20 protein-coding genes and 2 tRNA genes are annotated in these 20,867 nt (G+C 53.1%); 4 read left to right on the top strand and 18 right to left on the bottom strand.

What is annotated here, in order from left to right:
- Positions 1-245: 245 nt before the first annotated feature.
- A complete protein-coding gene (locus C7E10_RS12350) occupies positions 246-449 on the bottom strand; it encodes a hypothetical protein (RefSeq protein ID WP_233547549.1) in 204 nt (67 codons plus the stop codon).
- 7 nt (positions 450-456) lie between these two features.
- Here C7E10_RS12350 and C7E10_RS10070 point away from each other — a divergent pair, with 7 nt between their 5' ends.
- Entirely contained in the window at positions 457-2,391 is a 1,935-nt protein-coding gene (locus C7E10_RS10070; RefSeq protein ID WP_234997693.1) for a transglycosylase domain-containing protein, read from the top strand.
- Positions 2,392-2,583: 192 nt separating this feature from the next.
- Here the strand turns inward: C7E10_RS10070 and C7E10_RS10065 are convergent, their stop codons facing one another.
- The 16 genes from C7E10_RS10065 to C7E10_RS09990 all read right to left on the bottom strand — a co-directional run bounded on the left by C7E10_RS10065 (position 2,584) and on the right by C7E10_RS09990 (position 17,962).
- The gene (locus tag C7E10_RS10065; protein ID WP_105327149.1) at positions 2,584-3,936 is read right to left on the bottom strand and encodes a pyruvate carboxylase subunit B; all 1,353 of its coding nucleotides are present in this window, start codon (positions 3,934-3,936) and stop codon (positions 2,584-2,586) included.
- 261 nt (positions 3,937-4,197) lie between these two features.
- Complete coding sequence (locus C7E10_RS10060; RefSeq protein WP_105327148.1) at positions 4,198-4,437, bottom strand: hypothetical protein; 240 nt, start codon at positions 4,435-4,437, stop codon at positions 4,198-4,200.
- 169 nt (positions 4,438-4,606) lie between these two features.
- Positions 4,607-6,238, bottom strand: coding sequence for a chaperonin GroEL (gene groL / locus C7E10_RS10055; RefSeq protein ID WP_105327147.1), 1,632 nt, complete (start codon positions 6,236-6,238; stop codon positions 4,607-4,609).
- A gap of 66 nt (positions 6,239-6,304) precedes the next feature.
- The gene (gene groES, locus C7E10_RS10050; protein ID WP_105327146.1) at positions 6,305-6,592 is read right to left on the bottom strand and encodes a co-chaperone GroES; all 288 of its coding nucleotides are present in this window, start codon (positions 6,590-6,592) and stop codon (positions 6,305-6,307) included.
- Between the two features lie 149 nt (positions 6,593-6,741).
- Positions 6,742-6,978 (bottom strand): cysteine-rich small domain-containing protein, encoded by a 237-nt coding sequence (locus C7E10_RS10045; RefSeq protein ID WP_105327145.1) that lies wholly within the window; start codon positions 6,976-6,978, stop codon positions 6,742-6,744.
- The gene (gene rsmA, locus C7E10_RS10040; protein ID WP_105327144.1) at positions 6,975-7,832 is read right to left on the bottom strand and encodes a 16S rRNA (adenine(1518)-N(6)/adenine(1519)-N(6))-dimethyltransferase RsmA; all 858 of its coding nucleotides are present in this window, start codon (positions 7,830-7,832) and stop codon (positions 6,975-6,977) included. The genes C7E10_RS10045 and rsmA overlap by 4 nt, the downstream gene beginning before the upstream one ends.
- Before the next feature lie 11 nt (positions 7,833-7,843).
- Positions 7,844-8,389, bottom strand: a complete 546-nt coding sequence (gene rnmV / locus C7E10_RS10035) for a ribonuclease M5 (RefSeq protein ID WP_105327143.1) — start codon at positions 8,387-8,389, stop codon at positions 7,844-7,846.
- 21 nt (positions 8,390-8,410) lie between these two features.
- Positions 8,411-9,394 carry a resuscitation-promoting factor gene (locus C7E10_RS10030; RefSeq protein ID WP_231085915.1) on the bottom strand — a complete coding sequence of 328 codons (984 nt, stop codon included), beginning with the start codon at positions 9,392-9,394 and terminating at the stop codon, positions 8,411-8,413.
- Positions 9,395-9,534: 140 nt separating this feature from the next.
- Positions 9,535-10,314: a TatD family hydrolase gene (locus tag C7E10_RS10025; protein ID WP_105327142.1), complete on the bottom strand. Its 780-nt coding sequence runs from the start codon at positions 10,312-10,314 to the stop codon at positions 9,535-9,537.
- A gap of 1 nt (position 10,315) precedes the next feature.
- Entirely contained in the window at positions 10,316-12,262 is a 1,947-nt protein-coding gene (metG, locus tag C7E10_RS10020) for a methionine--tRNA ligase (protein ID WP_105327141.1), read from the bottom strand.
- A 100-nt stretch (positions 12,263-12,362) separates the two neighbouring features.
- Positions 12,363-13,193 (bottom strand): 16S rRNA (cytidine(1402)-2'-O)-methyltransferase, encoded by an 831-nt coding sequence (rsmI, locus tag C7E10_RS10015; protein ID WP_105327140.1) that lies wholly within the window; start codon positions 13,191-13,193, stop codon positions 12,363-12,365.
- Between the two features lie 3 nt (positions 13,194-13,196).
- A complete protein-coding gene (locus C7E10_RS10010) occupies positions 13,197-13,925 on the bottom strand; it encodes a tRNA1(Val) (adenine(37)-N6)-methyltransferase (protein ID WP_105327139.1) in 729 nt (242 codons plus the stop codon).
- Positions 13,925-14,758, bottom strand: coding sequence for a PSP1 domain-containing protein (locus tag C7E10_RS10005; protein ID WP_105327138.1), 834 nt, complete (start codon positions 14,756-14,758; stop codon positions 13,925-13,927). Before C7E10_RS10005 ends, C7E10_RS10010 begins: the two co-directional genes overlap by 1 nt.
- 1 nt (position 14,759) lies before the next feature.
- Positions 14,760-15,863 (bottom strand): DNA polymerase III subunit, encoded by a 1,104-nt coding sequence (locus tag C7E10_RS10000; RefSeq protein WP_105327446.1) that lies wholly within the window; start codon positions 15,861-15,863, stop codon positions 14,760-14,762.
- A 36-nt stretch (positions 15,864-15,899) separates the two neighbouring features.
- A complete protein-coding gene (gene tmk / locus C7E10_RS09995) occupies positions 15,900-16,517 on the bottom strand; it encodes a dTMP kinase (protein WP_105327137.1) in 618 nt (205 codons plus the stop codon).
- Positions 16,514-17,962 carry an aminotransferase class I/II-fold pyridoxal phosphate-dependent enzyme gene (locus tag C7E10_RS09990; RefSeq protein ID WP_105327136.1) on the bottom strand — a complete coding sequence of 483 codons (1,449 nt, stop codon included), beginning with the start codon at positions 17,960-17,962 and terminating at the stop codon, positions 16,514-16,516. Before C7E10_RS09990 ends, tmk begins: the two co-directional genes overlap by 4 nt.
- A gap of 179 nt (positions 17,963-18,141) precedes the next feature.
- On the opposite strand from C7E10_RS09990, the gene C7E10_RS09985 reads away from it, so the two are divergent.
- On the top strand, positions 18,142-18,972 hold the full coding sequence (locus tag C7E10_RS09985) for an HAD-IIA family hydrolase (protein WP_105327135.1): 831 nt from the start codon (positions 18,142-18,144) through the stop codon (positions 18,970-18,972).
- A 117-nt stretch (positions 18,973-19,089) separates the two neighbouring features.
- Here the strand turns inward: C7E10_RS09985 and C7E10_RS09980 are convergent.
- Positions 19,090-19,180, bottom strand: a tRNA-Ser gene (locus tag C7E10_RS09980).
- A 271-nt stretch (positions 19,181-19,451) separates the two neighbouring features.
- On the opposite strand from C7E10_RS09980, the gene C7E10_RS09975 reads away from it, so the two are divergent.
- Both C7E10_RS09975 and hydE read left to right on the top strand, forming a co-directional pair.
- Positions 19,452-19,540, top strand: a tRNA-Ser gene (locus tag C7E10_RS09975).
- A gap of 286 nt (positions 19,541-19,826) precedes the next feature.
- Positions 19,827-20,831, top strand: coding sequence for a [FeFe] hydrogenase H-cluster radical SAM maturase HydE (hydE, locus tag C7E10_RS09970; protein ID WP_105327134.1), 1,005 nt, complete (start codon positions 19,827-19,829; stop codon positions 20,829-20,831).
- Positions 20,832-20,867: the final 36 nt, after the last annotated feature.

The raw sequence follows: 20,867 nt of genomic DNA, 5'->3' as shown, positions 1-20,867 counted from the left end.
TTTTGTCAATCTTACGCCGCCAGAAGAACGTTATTTTGTTTCATTATATTAGGAAGTCTGCCGATAGGCTCTCCAACCAGCGGTTCTTTTCAGGTCCCGCTTCACACATTTTTTTACAAATTGCCGGGAAAGGAAATCCGCCAGTTTCCTGTCTGCAAACTTTCCTGAACAAATTCCCTTTTTCTTTATGCAATGATAAGAATGTGATATAATACCGATAAACTGAGTTCTGAACTTTATTCACTTTATTTAGGAGCTGACGCGATGACAAGAAATTCCAACAAGAACTGGAAAGACCTTTTCGGTTCGAAAAATCCGCGCAGAAGAAAGAAATTAGGCAGCACGATTTTTTCTGCTGTTCTCGCTTTGATTCTGGTGGGCTTTTTATCGGTTGCCGCCTTTTTTGCCCTGGCAAAATTTACGACAGCCAAAATACTTTCCAAGGACATGGTTCCCATGGCCTCCTCCCAATTTTTCTATGCCAATGGTGATTTGATCACCACCGTAGATTCGGAAGAAGACCGGATTCCCGTAACCATCGAAAAGGTGCCCCAAAACCTGCAAAACGCCTTTCTGGCCGCAGAAGATATCCGCTTCTACGAACACAGCGGTATCGACTTCCGGGGAATTGGCCGTGCCATCTACACCTACATCCGCTACGGCGAAGTCCAGGGCGGCAGTACCATTACCCAGCAGCTGGCCAAAAACTACTTCCTGACCCAGGAAAGAACCCTGACCCGGAAAATCCATGAGGCTTTTATTGCCCTGCAGATTGAGCAGAAGTACACCAAGAAGGAAATCCTGGAAATGTACATGAACCAGATTTACTTCGGCCAAGGTGCCTATGGTGTAGAAACCGCTGCCAACACCTACTTCGGCAAGCACGTCCAGGACCTGGATTTGGCCCAATGTGCCATGATTGCCGGGATTCCCAAGAGCCCCAACTACTTCTCCCCCCTGGCCAACCCCAAAGCCGCCAAAGAACGGCAGCAGACCGTGCTGGACCAGATGGTCAAGTATGGGTTCATTACCCAGGAACAGGCAGACGCCGCCTACGCAGAACCCCTGACCTACAAGAGTCTTAACGACAGCCCGGGTTCCAAGAAGTACTTCATTGATTACTGCATCCAGATTCTGGTGGACAAATATGGTCCCGATGCCGTGTATAAACAAGGCCTGAAGGTCTATACCTCCCTGGATCCTGAAATGCAGAAAGCAGCCGAAGAAGCCGCTGCCCTGACCCCCACCTACTACACCGATGACAACAAATTGAAGCAGCCCCAGTCGGCCATTGTGGCTATCGATCCTCAGACCGGCTACATCCGGGCCATGATCGGCGGCCGGGGTTCCGACCAGTTCAACCGTGCAGTCATGGCTGAACGCCAGCCCGGTTCTGCTTTCAAAGCCTTTGTGTATCTGAATGCCCTGGAACACGGCGCCACCCCCAATGACATTGTGGATGACTCCCCCATTCCCGGCAATTGGAATCCCCAGAACTTTGACCGCCGCTTCCACGGCCGGATGACCCTGCGTACGGCCCTGACCTATTCCTACAACGTGCCTGCGGTCAAGATCAGTGAGAAGTACGGCAACAGCAATGTCCTGGCCCTGGCCAAGAAAATGGGCATCACCACCCTGGTAGAAGACGGACCCCAATCCGACAACAACTCTGCCATGGCTTTGGGCGGCCTGACCCACGGCGTAACGCCGCTGGAAATGGCCGGTGCCTACGGCGCCATTGCCAACATGGGCAAATACAACAAACCCACTCCCATCGTGAAGATTCTGGACCGGAACGGCAAGGTTCTGTACGAACATAAGGACGACCCCGTAACTGTCTGCAAGCCTTCCAGCGCCTATATGCTGATTTCAATGATGCGGGATGTAATGACCCGCGGCACAGGCCGGGCAGCTGCCATTAACCGTCCTGCGGCCGGCAAGACCGGTACCACCAGTGAATACCGGGATGCCTGGTTTGTGGGCTTTACTCCCAACCTGGCCTGCGCAGTCTGGATTGGTGATGACAACAACGACTCCCTGGGTGAAATGACCGGCGGCGGCGAACCTGCCGTGCTGTGGCGCACCTTTATGAGCCGTGCGGTAGCAGAACTGCCCCGGGAAGATTTCGAAGCCCCTGCCGGCTTCAAGATGCCTGCAGCCAAGGCTGAACCTCCTGCCCAGGATACCAAGAAGGACGACAAGAAAAAGACCGACGACAAGGATAAGAAGACAACGGACAAGAAGAACGCCAACACCAGCAGTGATGACACCTCTTCCAACAATGACGAGGATGCCCTGCCAGGAGGCGGCAATGTTCCCAAACCGCCTTCTTCTTCCAGCGGTTCCAAGAGCAGCGCTGCACCTCCTCCGGTGCGCCCGCCCAAGCAATAAAAGAAATCCCATCAGAACGTCCAAATGGACCTCTGATGGGATTTCTTTTTAGGTTAAAGCAACTTTATGTCTAAGTCTCCTGTGCCGCTTAAAAGGGAAATATGTCCCTGCTGAAGCCTTCTACAAAAGAGCTTAACCTATCCTCCCTTAAACGTAAAAATCCGGGTGCCTAGCGGCACCCGGATTTTTGTTTTATCTGTTGTTTTTGAAGAAAGCCAGGGCTACTTCAGGGAACAGTGCATAGGACAGCACATCTTCCACGGTAGCATTAGGATAACCCTTGGCTGCCAGGTCGGCACGCATCTTTTCCATTTGCGGAGCGATGTCATCAGCCGGTCTGTAGGTAATGGGTTCTTCGCCTTTCTTCAGGACCAGTTTCTTCAGTTCTTCGCTGATGGGTCCCGGAGTCTTGCCGTATTTGCCGCGCACGATATCTTTTACTTCCTTCGGAATCATCTTGTACCGGCCGAACATAACGTTCAGGGTAGCCATGGAGCCTACAATCTGGCTGGAAGGAGTTACCAGCGGAGGATAACCCAGGTCAGCACGAACTTTCGGCATTTCCTTCAGCAGGTCTTCGTACTTATCGGCAACACCTTGTTCAGTCAGCTGCTTACGCAGGTTGCTGAGCATACCGCCAGGAATCTGGAAGCTCAGAACCTGAGGATTGATGCCAATGTTGGTGTTCAGATTGAAAGTCTTTTCCAGATCTGCACGAACCTTCTTGAAATGGTCGGCAATCGGATACAGCTTGTTCACATCAATTTTAGTATCCCGTTCAGTACCTTGCAGGGTGTAGACCAGGGATTCGGTGCAGGTATGGCTGGTGCTTTCAGCAAAGGGAGACATGGCAGTATCCACAATGTCAGCGCCGGCTTCTACAGCCTTCAGAATGGTCATAGCGCCCATGCCGCTGGTGCAGTGGGAATGTACGTTGATGGGGATGTTGATTTCTTTCTTCAGGGCAGATACCAGAGAGTAGCAGGCATAGGGAGCCAGCAGACCGGACATATCTTTGATGCAGATGGAATCTGCGCCCATTTCCACCAGTTCCTTGGCCAGCTTCAGATAGTCGCTGTCCTTATGGTACGGGCTGATGGTGTATACCAGGGTGCCCTGGGCATGTGCGCCGGCAGCCTTGGTTGCCTTCATAGCCGTTTCCAGGTTCCGGGTATCATTGAAAGCATCAAAAATACGGATGATGTCGATACCGTTATCTACGCTGCGTTTCACGAATTCGCTAACCACATCATCGGCGTAATGGTTGTAGCCCAGGATGTTTTGGCCGCGGAGCAGCATTTGCAGTTTGGTGTTCTTAACGTGTTTACGGATGGTACGCAGGCGTTCCCAGGGATCTTCGTTCAGGAAGCGCAGGCAGGAGTCAAACGTTGCGCCGCCCCAAGCTTCCAAAGCGTAGAAGCCGCAGTCATCCAGGGCTTCCAGTACAGGAAGCATATCGCTGGTACGCATTCTGGTAGCGCAGATGGACTGATGACCATCTCTCAGGACCGTTTCCACAATTTTAACGGGATTCGGATTATTCATTACTCAACCTCCTAAATTGGTACTTCATAGCCTATCTATACTCTGGTATTATAACATAATCCCCTACAGTACGGTAATATATTCTGGGTTATCCTATTTATTAGATAACTCTTATCTTTCGCCAAACCCGCACCAAGCCTGGGTCTGTATGACAAACGAAGCCGGCGCGCCCAGCCTTTCAAAGGCTGAAACGCAGCCGGCTGTCTTTGGGTTTACCCTTAGTCAAGGGGTTGCTGCAGTATAAAGCAAGGCCCCAAAGCCCTACTTTTCAAAATTCCAAGGGTAGTCCATTTTATCGGTCCACTGCCCTTCCCGGTCCTGGTAATAGCCCCGGACCCGGGGAATGGAACCGCCTGCCAGCCACTCCTTGTCGTAAAGTTTCTCTGGAGGGATATTCAGCTTGGCGCTTTCCTTCTCCAGCCAGCCGGCATACTGCAGAATCAGCGGGGTATCATAGCGGCCTTCCTGTTCCAGCCGTTTGATAAATTCTTCTTTGTCCATTATACCGCCTCCTTTTTCTGCCCTGAACACTCCCTTTATCTTACCATGCTTTCTGCCCTAAGGACAGCAAAAAGCAAAACCCGGACCGAAAATTGCTTTCCAGTTATGAAAAAACCGCACGGAGGAAATCTCCATGCGGTTTTTTAAGGTTCAGAAACCTAGCTGATGCTTACATCATTCCAGGCATTCCGCCGCCCATGCCAGGAGCAGCAGGAGCAGCTTCCTTAGCCGGTTTGTCAGCTACAACAGCTTCCGTGGTCAGAATCATGGAAGCGATGGAGGCTGCATTTTGCAGAGCGCTGCGGGTTACTTTGCAGGGATCCACAATACCGGATTTGATCATGTCAACATATTCGCCAGTCAGAGCGTTGAAGCCAATGCCCTTTTCAGCTTTCTTCACAGCTTCAACAATCACAGCGCCTTCCAGGCCTGCGTTGTCAGCGATTTGACGAACCGGAGCTTCAATGGCGCGTTTTACGATTTCAACGCCGGTCTTTTCATCGCCTTCAGCTGCAGCAGCCAGTTCTTCCAGAGCAGGCTGTACTTGCAGCAGAGCGGTACCACCGCCGGCAACAATACCTTCAGCCACAGCAGCGCGGGTAGCGTTCAGGGCATCTTCGATTCTCAGTTTCTTGTCTTTCAGTTCGGTTTCGGTAGCAGCACCAACTTTGATTACAGCTACGCCGCCGGACAATTTAGCCAAACGTTCTTGCAGTTTTTCTTTATCGAAAGTAGAAGTGGTTTCCGGAATCTGGGCACGGATGGAAGCAACCCGGTCAGCAATGGCTTGTTTGTCGCCGCCGCCATCAACAATGGTGGTCATATCCTTGGTTACCCGAACTTGGCCGCAGGTACCCAGGTCTTGCAGGGAAGCGCTGTCCAGTTTACGGCCAACTTCTTCACTGATTACGGTTGCACCGGTCAGGGTAGCAATATCCTGGAGCATAGCCTTGCGGCGATCACCAAAGCCAGGAGCCTTAACAGCTACAGCCTTGAAGGTGCCACGCAGTCTGTTTACAACCAAGGTAGCCAGAGCTTCGCCTTCCACGTCTTCAGCAATGATCAGCAGTTCACGGCCTTGTTGAACCACTTTTTCCAGAAGGGGCATAATGTCGTTGATCAGGGTGATCTTCCGGTCCGTAATGAATACGTACGGGTTGGACATTACGGATTCCATCTTATCCGGATCCGTTACCATGTACGGGGAAATGTAGCCGCGGTCGAATTGCATACCTTCTACAGTTTCCAGGGAAGTATCCATGGTCTTGGATTCTTCAACGGTAATTACGCCATCGTTGCCAACTTTTTCCATAGCATCGGCAATCAAGCCGCCGATTTCTTCATCCCCAGCGGAGATGGAAGCAACCTGAGCTTTTTCTTCTTTGGTCTTAACATCTTGTGCGCTCTTCTTCAGTTCTTCAACTAGAACATCGGTAGCTTTCTTGATGCCCTTCTTCAGAACCATGGGGTTGGCACCGGCTACTACGTTCTTCATGCCTTCGTGCACAATGGATTGGGCCAGAACCGTAGCGGTGGTAGTGCCGTCGCCAGCGATATCGTTGGTTTTGGTAGCAACCTCACGCACCAGGGCAGCGCCCATGTTTTCAAACGGATCTTCCAGTTCAATATCTTTAGCAATGGTTACGCCATCGTTGGTGATGGTAGGAGAACCGAATTTCTTTTCAAGAACAACGTTGCGGCCCTTGGGTCCCAAGGTTACTTTAACAGCATCAGCCAGGGCATTGACACCGCGTTCCAGGCCGCGGCGAGCATCTTCATCAAATTTAATCATTTTAGCCATTCTGAAATCTCTCCTTAATTCCAAATTCTATCGGGTAATTGTGTCTTGCTTGCAGAGAGGAATTGCTTACTCTACAACAGCCAGGATATCGCTGTCTCTCAGGATGATGTAATCTTTTTCATCCAGCGTTACATCGCTGCCGGAGTATTTGGCGAATACAACCACATCCCCCACCTTAACTTCGGAGGCAACTCTCGTACCATTGTCCAGCAGACGACCGGTACCAACGGCAATCACTTTGCCAGTCTGAGGTTTATCCTTGTGGGCCGTATCGGGCAGATACAAACCGGAACTGGTTTTCTCCTCTTGTACAATCGGTTCTACTACAACATGGTCATCCAAAGGCTTTAACATGTTACGAATCCCCTTTCTTATATCACAAATTGGTGTTTTTGATTTTATTAGCACTCATTTAACAGGAGTGCTAACTACATTACCTATAATAGCATGTTTCAAAAAAAAATCAAGCCCTTTGACTATTTTTTTTCAAAAGGCTTGATTTTTTATTTTTTCAGTTTGGCCATTATGGCATCGTAATGCTCTTTTTCATGGGGATACAGGCAGCGGCTGCAATCCTTTACGCCATTTGGCAGCAGGCTGTAGCTGCCGCCGCAGTTCTCCCCCAAAGCATACAGGGGACAGAAGCAGAACAGACAGTTGAAGTTTTCCCGGTCCGCCCCAGGGTGGCAGGGGAAAAATTCACAGTCCTTGTGAGAAAAGAATTTATACCGCTGGCTCATGCTTGCTTCAGGCTTTCGGCGTAGGCTTTGGTCAGTTTGCCAAATTCTTCCATGGAAAGAGATTCTCCCCGGCGCTTGCCGTCAATCCCTGCCCGTTCCATCAGGGTCTTTACCTGGTCACTGGAGAGCCCCAGACTCTTTAGACAATTGCTGAGCATTTTCCGCCGCTGGGAAAAGGCTGCCCGCACCACCTGGAAAAACAGCTTGGGATCTGCGTCCACCGGCGGCTGCTCCCGTTTTTCACAAACCACTACCATGGAATCCACCTTGGGTGCCGGCATGAAATCCCGGGCCGGCACGGAAAGCGCTAACCGGGGCTCGGAGTAGTACTGGAGAGCCAGGGACAGGGGACCGTAATCCTTGGTGCCCGGGCCAGCAGTCATCCGTTCAGCCACTTCCTTCTGGACCATAACCACCAGCCGTTTCAGGGGCAGCTGCTGTTCCAGGAGAGCAAAAATAATCGGAGTGGTAATGTAGTAGGGCAGATTGGCAGCTACCGTGAAAGGTTCGTGCTGGGTAATCTCCCCCAAATCCACTTTCAGCACGTCCCCAGGAATAATTTCCACATTGGTGTAACCTTCCAGGGTTTTGGCCAGTACCGGCAAAAGGCTTTGGTCGATTTCCACACTTTTTACCTGGGCGCCGGTTTCCGCCAGGGCCTGGGTCAGGGTACCAATGCCCGGACCGATTTCCAGTACCAGGTCCCCAGGTCCAATTTGGGCAGCCTGGGCAATGGCCTGCACCACCTTTTCATTAATGAGGAAATTCTGGCCAAAGCGCTTCTTGGCCTTCAGCCCAAAGGTCTGCAAAATATAATGGGTCACTTCCCGACTGGCAATGACAGGATGCAGCATACTGTTCCTCCCTACTTCTCTTCTTCAGCTACCTGGGCCACCGCTTGGCGGAATTCTTCCCGGGTGATGCCGTAATTGTTTAAACGACTGACCAACTGCTTGGCATTGCCGTAGCCAATGCCCAAGATGGCCCCTACCCGGTCCCGCCGCCTGGCGGCCTCAGGACTGCCGGACAACCCGGACAAAAATAAATCCCGAGAGGAAAATTCCTTTCGGGGATTCATTTCCTGAAAATGCACCTTGGAAAGAGCTTTGAGGATGGCCTCCGGCTGCGCCTGTTCAATACCCACATCGTGGTGGGCCAGGGCTTCCGCCTTAGGCACAAAGGCCTGCCCGGCGTTCGGGAAACGCTCCGTCAGAAACTTCCGGATGCGGTCCCCTGCGCCGTCGGGGTCGGTCATAATGATGATCCCGCGCTTTTCATAGGCTGCTTTAATCAGGTCCAGGGTATAGGGTGCCAAGGTAAAGCCACCGGTTTCTATAGTCTCAGCATCCACTGCCTTCTTGACCGCTACGGTGTCCATTTTTCCTTCTACAATGAGTACTTCCTTCAGCACTTTTTTCTCCTGTAACGTTTTTTATTCTAAGATATACATGGTTACTTGTCGTCGGCCCCAGGCTATGGCATCACCATAGTCATCCATGTAAAGGTCGATCCGATTGCCGTTGATGGCACCGCCGCAGTCACCTGCTACAGCAAAACCGTAGCCAGGAATATACATCCGGGTCCCATAAGGGATTACGTCCGGATCCACGGCCACAATTCCGTGGTAGGGCACCACACCTGTGGAGGTAAGTCCCGTACCACTGCCTTCTGCCAGGGTATAGGCAGAGGCTTCCACCGTTCTGGCGGAACGGTAACGCACATAGCCACGGGAAGTTTCCAGCATATTGTTGTTGCCGGTACCCACTTCCACGATTTCAGGAACAGGTTCAGCGATTACTTCCCGCTGCAGTTCCCGTTTTACCACTGCATCTCCCACTTTAATGGTCCGATAGGTGATTTTCACCTGTCCGTTTTGGCCGGGAGACACTACATTTCGTCTGCCCCGGGGCAGATCATCATTGTTCCGCAGCTGCACGTCATACGGGATTTCTTCCGTATCCGTACCCAGCTGGGTAGTGGGAGAAATGACATTAATGGTCATATCTGGTTTCGCTTCTGAATCCAAAGCGGGATATACTTGGTATCCTTCATAGTCGACTCCCACAGCGTTCAATACATCTCGCACTGTTTTCCGCCCTATGTTGTACTCGGTCGTTCTTCCAGACTTCCATACCTTGATAGGCATTGCGCGGACAACTTCAATCGTCGCACCGTCGCTGAATTTTTCACTGCCGACTACTTCATACCCGTCGGCTTTATGAAGAACTACACCGGCTTCCTCCAAAGCTCCCTGTACTGTCAGGGCTCTGGTGCTGAGCTGCAGGGTTTGCCCGTCTACTTTCACCGTGACATTTTTCGGTGCCGAAGCAAAGCCGAAGAAATTCACGCTGGACATGAGCAGCAGGAAAACTACAACCCATTTATAGGGACGCTTAAAATGTTCTCTTTTTCGCAAATTTTCGCCTCCTTAAGATGGCTAATTCTACCATAGGAAGCGGTTTTCTGTCAAAACGATGTTAGTACCTGGTGATAATTATGTACGATTTACCCGGTCGCAAATGTAACGAGTTTGTAAAATTTACATATAGTTTTGGCTTATTTTAGTTTGGAAAACAACATTTTTGCGTTATTTGATGAACATTCCATGATTTTTTCCGGTGTGGTCCCCCTCAGGGCTGCCGCCCGCTCCGCCACAATAGCGGTATACAGCGGATTGTTCCGCTTGCCCCGATAAGGCACCGGCGCCATGTAGGGAGAATCGGTTTCAAAGAGGATCCGGTCTTCCGGCATTTTTGCCAAAATGGACCGGACCCCCCGGTCGTTCTTGAAGGTGCTGGTGCCCCCAAAGCCAAAGTACCAGCCCCGTTCCAGGAGTTTTTCCGCCATTTCCCAGCTGCCAGAAAAACAGTGGAGCACCCCTGTCAGGTCCTCCGGCTGGCTGAGCAAAATGGCCAGCAGATCTTCGTGGGAATCCCGGTCGTGGAGAATCACCGGCAGCTGATGCTTCCTGGCCAGCTCCAGCTGGGCCTGGAGAAACTCCTGCTGCAAGGCATGGGGCGAATTTTCATCGTTGTAGTAGTCCAGTCCAATCTCTCCAATGGCCACCACCTTGGGGTCGGCGCACCAGGCATCCAGCTGCTCCAAATCCTTTAGGCTGCAATGGGACAGTTCTTCCGGGTGCAGCCCTACAGCGGCGTATACAAAGGGATAGGCATGAGCCAGGTCCAGGGCTTTTTGGGAGCTAAGAAGATCACAGCCGGGATCAATGATCCCGGCCATGTTTTCACCAATTTTCTGGAGCAGCTCTTTCCTATCCGCGTCAAAATCTTCCACGTCCAAATGGGCATGGGTATCGTATAAAGGAAGACGTGCCATATTATTTCACCTTGCTGCCGGAAGAAATCCCAGGAGCTTCTACAAGAACCAGATGGCCCTGACCATCAGAAGCGGCCAGCAGCATGCCCCGGGACTCAATGCCCTTCAGCTTGGCCGGTTTCAGGTTGGCAATGACCACCACGTTCTTGCCGGGCAGGTCTTCTTCCGTATAGTACTGGGCAATGCCGGAAACAATAGTCCGCTCTTCTTCGCCCACTTTTACCGTAATTTTCATCAATTTATCGGTTTTGGGAACCCGTTCTGCCTTTTCAATGGTAGCTACCCGCAGGTCCAATTTGCCGAAATCTTCAATGGTAATCTGGTCCGGCGTAACAACCCCGGCAGCCGCAGCTTTCTTGCTTTCCTTTTTGGCTTCCGTTACAGGAGCAGCCTTTTCCGCAGCCGGTTCTTCTTCCTCCTCAATTCTCGGGAAGATGGGCTGACCTTTTTGGACCTTGGTGCCGTCAGGCAGGTTGCCCCAGGCTACATCGTCCAGCATAAACTGGTCCGGTACGGCAAGGCCCAGCTGTTCGTAGATTTTGGGCGCCGTAAAGGGCATCATGGAGGAAATCAGAATGGCAATATTCCGGACTGCATCGGCCAGATTATACATTACAGCTTCCAGGCGTTTGGCCTGTGCCGGGTCCTTGGCCAAAATCCAGGGCGTAGAAGCGTCAATGTACTTGTTGGCAGCGCCTACGTAGTTCCAGATTACCTTAATCCCGTCGTTGATGGCATACTTATCCATGGCAGCCCGGTAATCCTTCAGGGTAACCGCAGCCAGTTCCCGGAAAGCAGCATCCACTTCGTTATCCACCACAGTCTTATGCACCACACCGCCGTGATACTTTTCAATCATGGAAACCGTACGGTACTGCAAGTTCCCCAGGTCGTTGGCCAGGTCGGTGTTTACCCGTCTGATCAAACCTTTCCGGGAGTAGTTGCCGTCGCTGCCCAGGCTGATTTCCCGCAGCAGGAAATAACGGACAGCGTCGGGGCCAAATTCCTTAATGGGTTCCACCGGGTCAACCACGTTGCCCTTGGATTTGCTCATTTTGTCCCCGTCTACCACCAGCCAGCCATGGCCGTAGACTTCCTTGGGCAATTCTTCACCCATGGCCATCAGCATGGCCGGCCAAATGATGGTATGGAAACGCACGATTTCCTTGCCCACTAGGTGCAGGTCCGCCGGCCAGAAACGATGGAATTCCTCCATGTCGGCCATGCAGCCGATGCCGGTAAAGTAGGCCAGCAGGGCATCAAACCATACATATACCACGTGTTTCGGATCCCAGGGCACAGGAATACCCCAGTCAAAGCTGCTCCGGGAAATGCACAAATCTTCCAGCCCCTGCTTCAGGAAGCTGATCATCTCGTTCCGGCGGCTTACCGGCTGGATAAAGTCAGGATGGGCTTCGATATATTCCAGGATTTTGTCCTGATAATTGCTCATTTTGAAGAAATAGCTGGATTCCTTCATGGTTTCTACCGGACGGCCGCAATCGGGGCAAACCCCGCCGGCTTCTTCAATCTGGTGGTCCGTCCAGAAGGATTCGCAGGGTACGCAATACTTGCCCACATAGTCCTTCTTATAGATGTCGCCCTTATCATAAACCCGCTTCAGGACTTCCTGCACCACTTTTTGGTGGCGGGGTTCGGAGGTACGGACAAAATCGTCGTAGCTGATGCCCAGCATACTCCACAATTTTTTGAAGTTGGCCACAATGCCGTCCACGTATTGGATGGGGGTAACGCCAGCTTCCTTGGCCTTGCGCTGGATCTTTTGGCCGTGTTCGTCACTGCCGGTAATGAACCGGACATCAAAACCATTGGCCCGTTTGTACCGGGCAATGGTATCCGCAATGGTGGTGCAGTAGGCATGGCCTATATGCAGGTTGGCACTGGGATAATAGATGGGTGTCGTAATATAAAAACTCGGTTTAGTCATCATCATTCCCCTTTTTCTGTCTGAATAAGTGAATCTTTCCTTATCATACTACAATTCTTCCCAAAAAGAAAATTCTCTTCTTTCTTTCGTTGGAAAAAGCTTATTCTTCCTTCAGCAGCCGGTTGTACAGCTCCCGTTTGGGCACCTTGTAGGTTTTGGCAGCCTGGGCTAGGGCCGTCTTCTTGTCCACGCCGCTTTCCATCAGCCGGCGTACCTCGTCCAGGGGATCACCCTGAGGTTCTTCCCGGACCACTTCCCCCTGCTCCACCACCAGGACAAATTCACCCCGGGGCGGATTTTCATCCAGGTGCTGCCGGGCCTGTTCCACCGTGCCCCGGAAAAATTCCTCGTGAAGCTTGGTCAGCTCCCGGCACATGGCCAGCCGCCGATTGCCCCAGACCTCCTCCATATCCTTCAGCACTTCCGTAATCCGGTGGGGTGCTTCGTAGAGAATCAGGGTAGCGGGAATATTTTTCCATTCTTCCAGCTTTTCCTTCCGGTTCCTCCGGCTCTTGGGCAAAAAGCCCCCAAAAAAGAAAGGGGTGGACGGTAGGCCGGAAGCTACCAGGGCCGTCAGGGCCGCATTGGCACCGGGCACGGGCACCACCTGGATGCCGGCTGCAATGGCCTCTTTGGCAATCTGCTCCCCAGGGTCAGAAATCCCGGGAAAACCCGCATCGCTGACCAAGGCAATGTTCTTTCCTTCCTGGAGTGCGGACAGCAGCACCGGTCCCATCTTTTCCTTATTGTGTTCATGGTAGCTCAGCAACTGGCCATGAATGTCAAAATGGTTCAGCAGCTGCCGGGTATGCCGGGTATCCTCGGCAGCAATGAGATCCGCCTCCTGGAGCATCCGCAGGGCCCGGGGCGTCATGTCTTCCAGGTTCCCAATGGGAGTGGCACACAAATACAGAATGCCTTGTTCTGCCATATTCTATTCCTCCCTTGTTGTGCCAGCCCGGTAATAGGCCAGCGTTTCCTTGCTGTAGGACCCGTCAGGGTTATACATACACAAGGGCGACAGGACCGTCAGGCCCGGCCGTCCCCCTTTTACAAATTCTGCCAAAAAAATCCAGGCAGGCCGGTCCACATAGGAATGGACCCACTGGAGCCGTTTTAATTCCAGCTGATAGGCCAGCCCCAGCTTCACTGCCTCGGTAAACCGCTCCGGCAACTGAACCAGGGCAAAACGGCCCTTGGTCTTTAGGCCATAGGCCGCCGCCTGGAAAAAATCTTCCAGGGTCGTATCCACCTCATGGCAAGCCGCCGTGCCTACCTGACGCCGCCGGCCTCCTACCCGGTAGGGCGGATTGGCCGCCACCAGGTCCAGGCTTTCGCTGGGCACCAGCTGGCGGAGATTCCGCAAATCCAGCTGGTGGACCGTCACCACCTGTTCCAGATGGTTCTCCCTAATGCTGCGGTTCAGCAGCTCAATCACGTGGGGATTGTAGTCCACCCCCAAAACGGACCCGGCACCCCGCAGGGCCAGCATCAGACTCACTGCCCCGGTGCCGCAGCCCAGCTCCAGCACCCTGGCCTTTTTCACCAGATGGGGAAAAGCCGCCAGAAATACGGCGTCCGTGGTAAAGCAAAATTCCTGGGGATCCTGCCAGATTACGGTTTTCCCATCGGGCAGGCAGTCCTTCCGTTCTGTGTCCTTCATTAATCCTCCGCCCGGGAAGATTCCACAATCTCGTCCCAGGCCACTTCAATCCGGTTTCCCGGGGACAGTTCTACGGTCACTGTCTGTTCCCGGCGGCTGATATGCATCACCATGCCCTCTCCGCTGGGCGTAACCACTTTCATACCTGGTTTGGGAACGGTAAGATGTTCCTTGCGTTTTTCTTTCTTCTTCCCGCAGTACATATCATTTTCGTATTTCAGGCAGCACAGCAGGCGGCCGCAGATCCCGGAAATCTTGGTCGGGTTCAGGGACAGGTTCTGTTCCTTGGCCATCCGGATGGATACCGGCTCAAAATCTCCCAGGAAGGTGGCACAGCACAGGGGACGGCCGCAGCAGCCAATGCCGCCCAGCATTTTCGCTTCGTCCCGGACGCCAATCTGGCGCAGTTCAATCCGGGTACGGAACACCGCTGCCAAATCCTTCACCAATTCCCGGAAATCAATCCGGCCATCGGCTGTAAAATAAAAAATAATCTTGCCCACATCAAAAGTATATTCTACGTTCACCAGATGCATATCCAGCTTCCGGGCCGCAATTTTCTTTTCACAGATGGCGAAGGCTTCCTTTTCCTTCTGGTGATTTTCTTCTACCTGCCGGGCATCTTTTTCAGTGCCCTTGCGCAGTACGGTTTTCAGAGGAGAAACAATTTTTTCTTCCGGTACTTCCTGCTGGGGAATCACCACTTGGCCATATTCAATTCCCCGGGCGGTTTCCACAATCACATGGTCCCCTTTTTCCAGCTTCAGTTCTCCTGGAGCAAAATAATAAATCTTGCCGGCTTTCTTAAACCGGACTCCAACAATAGTAACCACACTACATCTCCTTTCGCAATGCCTGTATCTCTAGCAGCAGGGCCTCAAATACCAGGCGCCGGGGCACAAAACGGGCAATGGCCAGCCGGCTTTCCTGTACCAGGTCCAAGGTTCTGCGCAGCTGGCTGGGTTTCCAGCCGGCAAAGCACAGGGCTGCCTCTTTTCTTATATCTTCATTGTACAAGGGCGCTGCCACTCCCGCCTGGAGCAGCAAACCGTCCCGCAGCAGCAGCAGCAAAAGTTCCAGCCGGAGAAAATCCGGTTCCCGCCGGTCAAAAGCCGGCTCCTTTTCGCCATCTCCGCTGTTTTTCTTTTTGGGGGCTGTGGCTGCCTTGTCCAACCAATCCAGCCCTTTAAGATAAACCATCAGCTGGTCCTCGTCCACCTTTTCCAAAAGGTCCAGGACCTGCTGCCGCAGGGTGAGGGCCTCCAGCCGGAACAAGTCCACGGCCTTGCCAGGTGATCCCCCGGCAAGCGCGCTGAGTACCGGCCCTTCCTTTAGCCACTGGGCCTGGACGGCACCGGGCTCTGCTCCCTCCAGGCTTTCGGGCACTTCCCACTGGGTCAGCAGGGCCTGCTCCATAGCCTGCCGGGTCTGCTCCAGGGTTAGGGGATAGAACTGGATCTGTACCACCCTGGATAAAATGGTGGGCAAAAGAGCCTCCACCCGGTCTGCCACCAGGATGAACAGCCAGTAGTCCGGCGGTTCTTCCAAAAGCTTCAGCAGCGCGTTTTGGGCGGTTTCCTGCATATGGTCCGCCTGTTCGATAATGCATACTTTATAGGGGGACAGCACCGGGGCGTACAGGGCCTGTTGGCTCAGCTGCCGGATTTGGCCAATGCTGATGGTACTGGTATTGCCGCCCGGCTCCACCAACAACAGGTCCGGATGGGACCCTGCCCCAAAGGCCCGGCAGCTTTTGCAGGAAGTATCCGTCAAAGGGTCCTCCAAACAGAGGAAACTTTTGGCAAATTCCAGCGCCAGCTTCTTCTTGCCGATGCCTTCGGGCCCGTAGAACAACAGTGAAGGAGTTTTCCGCTCTCCTGTCAGCAGGTTCTGCAGAAAGCGCTTTTCAATTTCGTGTCCAACAATACGATCCCACATACGCATCCCTATCATTCTGCCGCAAGGCGGCGTTATTTACAGCAGTTTTTCCAATTGCTTGGTGATTTCGGCCGACACCACAGCCGGGTCTCCCAGGGCATCCACCACCAGGAACCGCTCCGGCTCCGCTTTGGCCAGCTGCAGGTAGCCATTTCTGACCTTCTCCTGAAAGTCCAGCCCCTGCAATTCAAATTTATCCACTACTCCCCGGTCCTTCCGTCGGCTCAAGAGAGCCCGGGGACTGCCGTCCAAAAGCAGGGTCAAATCCGGCAGCAGGCCCTGGGTCGCAAAGCCGTTTAACTGCACCAGCTCTCCCAGGTCCCGGTTCCGGAGAATCCCCTGATACACCAGGGTAGAGTCGCTGAACCGGTCACATAGGACCACCTTCCCCGCTTCCACCGCCGGCCGGATTACCTTGGCCACATGGTCGGCCCGGGCTGCCAGATGCAGCAGGATTTCCGTTTCAGCGGACAAATTCAGGGCCGGATCCAGGACAATTTCCCGGATTTCTTCGGCCGCTTCCGTGCCCCCGGGTTCCCGGGTTACCACCACTTCCCGGCCATACAGCCGGAACCAATCTGCCAGCTTGGCAGCCTGGGTAGTTTTCCCGCTGCCATCGGGTCCTTCCAGTACGATAAACAAACCTTTGTTCATTTGTCCATCACCTCAATGGTCTCAAGTGTTGTATCCCGGGGGCCGCTGACCAAGAGCCCCTTTGCCTGCAATTTGCGGCAGTAGTCCAGCATTTCCTGGGTAAGCCGTTCCCCAGGAACCACCAGGGGAATCCCCGGCGGATAAAAGCTGATGCTTTCCCCAGCAATTTCTCCTGCGGCCTCAGCAAAGGGCACCGCATGCCGGCGGCTGAAAAAGGCCTGCCGGGGCGGCAGTACCAGTTCCGGCAGTGCGGCCGGCTCCGGCACCGGAAGCATAGCCCCTGCAGCTTTCGCCATTTTTTCCAGCACCTGCCGGATTTTTTCGGCCACAGCTGCAAATTCCGGGGTATCATCTGCATACGTTACCAAAAAAAGCACGTGGTCCTGATCCACCAGTTCCACGGCAATTCCCTGCTCCCGCAGGGCCTGCGCCGCTTCCGGGCCGGTGATGCCCAGGGCGCTGACCTGAATGGTTACTTTTCCTCCATCTACAGCCGCAACGCCCCCCTGGCCAAGGAGTTCCTGATCCAGGACCGGCAGTCCCGGCAGCTTTCTAAGCACCTGCCGCAGCAGCTTGCCAGCCCGCAGGGACTGCTCTGCCATTTCCCGGCCGTGGTCCAACAGCTGGGCCACCGCCCCGTCCAGGGATCCCATAAGGATATAGTTGGGGCTGGTGGTGGTTACCAGGCTCATGGCCGCTTCCAGCCGTTCTGGCCGCAGCCGTCCGTAGCGGACCTGCAGCAGCGAGCACTGGGTCATAGCCCCCACAATTTTATGGGTGCTCTGGGCCGCCGCATCGGCGCCGCAGTCCATGGCCGAAGGCGGCAGCTGCTCCGAAAACCCCAGGTGGGGCCCATGGGCCTCATCTACCAGGAGCACCGCCCCATGAGCATGGGCGATTTGGGCAATCTTTGCCGTATCCGCCGCCAGGCCAAAATAGTTGGGGGTGGTCAAAAATACGGCCTTCAGGTCCGGCTGTTCCTGAAAAGCCTGCTCCACCTGCTCCGGGGTAATCTGGAGGCTCAGCCGCCAGGTTTCGCTATAGCAGGGCCGGACATACACAGGTGTCAAATCGCCCAGTACCAGCCCGCCCATTACCGAACGGTGGGAATTGCGGGGAATCAGGATTTTGTCCCCAGGGTTCAGAGCCCCCAGCAGCATCCCGTGAATAACCCCGGTGGTGCCGTTCACCCCCAAAAAGCAGCGATCAGCATGGTACACCTTGGCTGCCTGATCTTCCAGCGCCTTGATGCAGCCGGAAGGATGATGGATATCGTCCAGTTCCTCCATAAGAGAAACATCACTTTCCAATGCCACCGGCCCTGCCAAATGCATTAGATCCGGATCGGCGCCCCTGCCTCCTTTATGACCAGGAGTATGCAGAGGATATACGTGAGCCAGCCGGTATTTTTCTACCGCAGCCAGCAAAGGTTTTTGTGCAGTCAAGATTATGCCTCCTTAGTCAATATTTTATTTTATCATATAAGGAGGCCGCCTGCCACTAGAAACCACTCGTCCCCTGCCCTTCCCCTCTTTTGTAATTTTCCCAGAAAATCACAAAACCTTGTTGTAATTTTTACGGAGAAAATGGATAATAGAATTAAACTATCGAAGGGAGAAATAATATGCGTGATCTGAACATCATTCGCAATAAAAAAGGTTTCATCAGTGATATGGACGGTGTCATCTATCATGGCAACACCCTGCTGCCCGGCGTGAAGGAATTTGTCGCCTGGCTGAAAAAAGAAAAGAAACAATTTCTCTTTCTCACCAACTCCAGTGAACGTTCTCCCCTGGAACTGCGCAAAAAGCTGCTGGCCATGGGAATCGATATTGAAGAAAGCCATTTCTACACCAGTGCTTTGGCTACGGCACATTTTCTCAAAAACCAGGCGCCGGACTGCTCTGCTTACGTAATCGGGGCTCACGGCCTGTTAAACGCCCTGTACGATGCCGGCATTACCTTTAACGATGTAAATCCAGATTACGTGGTCGTCGGGGAAACCACCGGCTATAACTACGAAATGATTCTCAAGGCCACGGAGCTGATCCACAAGGGGGCCAAGCTCATTGCCACCAACTCCGACCTGACCGGGCCCAGTGAACGGGGTATCATTCCTGCCTGCCGGGCCTTGGTATCGCCTATCGAAATGGCTACCGGCAAGCAAGCCTACTTCATCGGCAAACCCAATCCTTTAATGATGCGTACCGGGCTGAAAAAGCTGGGCGTCCATTCCGAGGATTCTGTAATGATTGGTGACAGAATGGATACGGACATTGTGGCTGGGGTAGAAACCGGTTTAGAAACTGTCCTGGTACTTACCGGCGTTTCCACCCGGGAGAATATCAAGAAGTTCTCCTACCAACCCCACTACATTCTAAATGGCATTGGAGATCTGGTACCCGGTTATAACGCTGACGCACCAGAGCCGAAAGAAGCCAAAGAAAAGAAATAAACCACACAAAAAATCGGAGGAAGCCTAGAGCTTTCTCCGATTTTTGCTTTTCCACACGATTTTGGGCAATAAAAAACCGCCCTGCTTACCAAAAGCATGCGGTCATAATAAAAATAATGGCGGAGTGGGTGGGATTTGAACCCACGCGGGGTTTAACCCCCCTAACGATTTAGCAAACCGTCCTCTTCAGCCACTTGAGTACCACTCCGTTGGAACTATCTGACTCTGTTACTATACACGATATTGCCAAAGCTGTCAATACTTTTTTGCGATTTTCTATACTTCCAGCTCTAAAAGCTGTTTTTACTTCCCCTTTTCCCCTTCCACCCAGACTATTTCCAATTCTGTGTTCTAAGCCAGCTCCCCTCCTTCGCAGCCTTTCTCCCTTTTTCTCCCAGGTCAGACGTGTTCCGCCCCTTGCTCGCCTTCGTTTCTCCTTGACAAGGGAAATGGCCTAGTTTATACTTGATTTGTTATGCGGAGAGGTGGCCGAGCGGTTTAAGGCACCAGTCTTGAAAACTGGCGATCCTGCAAGGGACCGTGGGTTCGAATCCCACCCTCTCCGCCAATTTTGTTTTTTAGGTCAGAAACTCTTTCGCTGGCTGCAGTTGATTCCCCCACCGGAATTCAGAAAAGGGCAGCGGTCAGGGGTTCCTGGCTTTTTCTATTTGCAGGGAAATTTTTAGCCGTGCAGGCAGGACAGCGCCCCAACCTCCTCCGCCCCCTGCCTTTCAAGTTTTCGCTTTGCCAGGACGCACCCAAGGGCCAAATGCTTGCAGCTGTAATTTTTCTTTGGCGTCCCTGGGCAAATATAGTATAATAAAACTATTCTAAGGGGAAAGCGGGGAACAGCCATGGAGGATCTGGTAGAAAAACTGAAAATGGAGTCCATCCTCACTGACGAGGAATTTATTGCGCTGCTCCAAACCGAGGATTCCGTTACCCGGGCCAAGCTGTTTGGGGCTGCCCAAGAGGCCGTAACCGTTCTGTTCAAGCGGGTTATCCAGGTCCAAGGGGTTTTGGAATTCACCAACCACTGTCCCAAAAACTGCCTGTACTGCCAGCTGCGTTCGGAAAACACTGTGCTGCCCCGGTTCCGGCTGAACTGGGAGCAAATCAAGGGTGCCTGTCAGGAAGGATACGACCTGGGCATGCGGTACCTGATTTTGGAGTCCGGGGAAGACCAGTACTACACGGACATGATCATGTGCAATCTCTTGACCAACCTGAAAAAGCAGTTTCCCGAGGTAAAGCTTGGCCTGGCTCTGGAAGAGCGCAGCAAGGCCTCCTACCAGCGGATGTTCAAGGCCGGAGCCCAGGGTTACCTGCTTCGCTACGAAACAGCGGACCCCCTGCATTTTTCCAAGCTCCATCCCCCTGCCCAGGCCCTTTCCACCAAAATTGACTGCTACAACGATGCCAAGGCGATTGGCTATACCATGGATACGGGCTTCCTAGTAGGGGCGCCCTTTGAGACGCCGGAATATCTGGCCCGTTCCCTGACCCTGCTCCAGGAACTGAGCCCCAAGGCCATTTCCCTGGTGCCCTTTATCCCCCGAGACAACACCCCATTCCGACAGGAAAAGCGGGCCAGCCTGGAAGAATTTCTGCGGCTGATAGCCATTGTGCGAATTATGTTCCCCCGGGCAGATATTACCGCTCCCCCGGAAGTGAACAAGATCAACGCCCAGGGCCAGCTGTTGTCCGTACTCAGCGGTGCCAATGTGGTGCGGGTTCCCTTGGAACCCCCGGAAGAACCCGGCGCCCTGAAAAATGATTCCCGGCAAAAATTGTTCCATACCCTGGAAATGCTCTACACCTACCTGGATACCCGGGAGTACACCATGGTGGTGGATTAACTTTATAGACACAGAAGAACCCCAAGTGCTCAGCGT

The sequence above is a fragment of the Acidaminococcus hominis genome, from assembly GCF_900291475.1.
In the GTDB taxonomy this organism is placed as follows: Bacteria; Bacillota; Negativicutes; order Acidaminococcales; family Acidaminococcaceae; genus Acidaminococcus; species Acidaminococcus hominis.
This window is presented reverse-complemented; position numbering and strand designations above follow the sequence as displayed.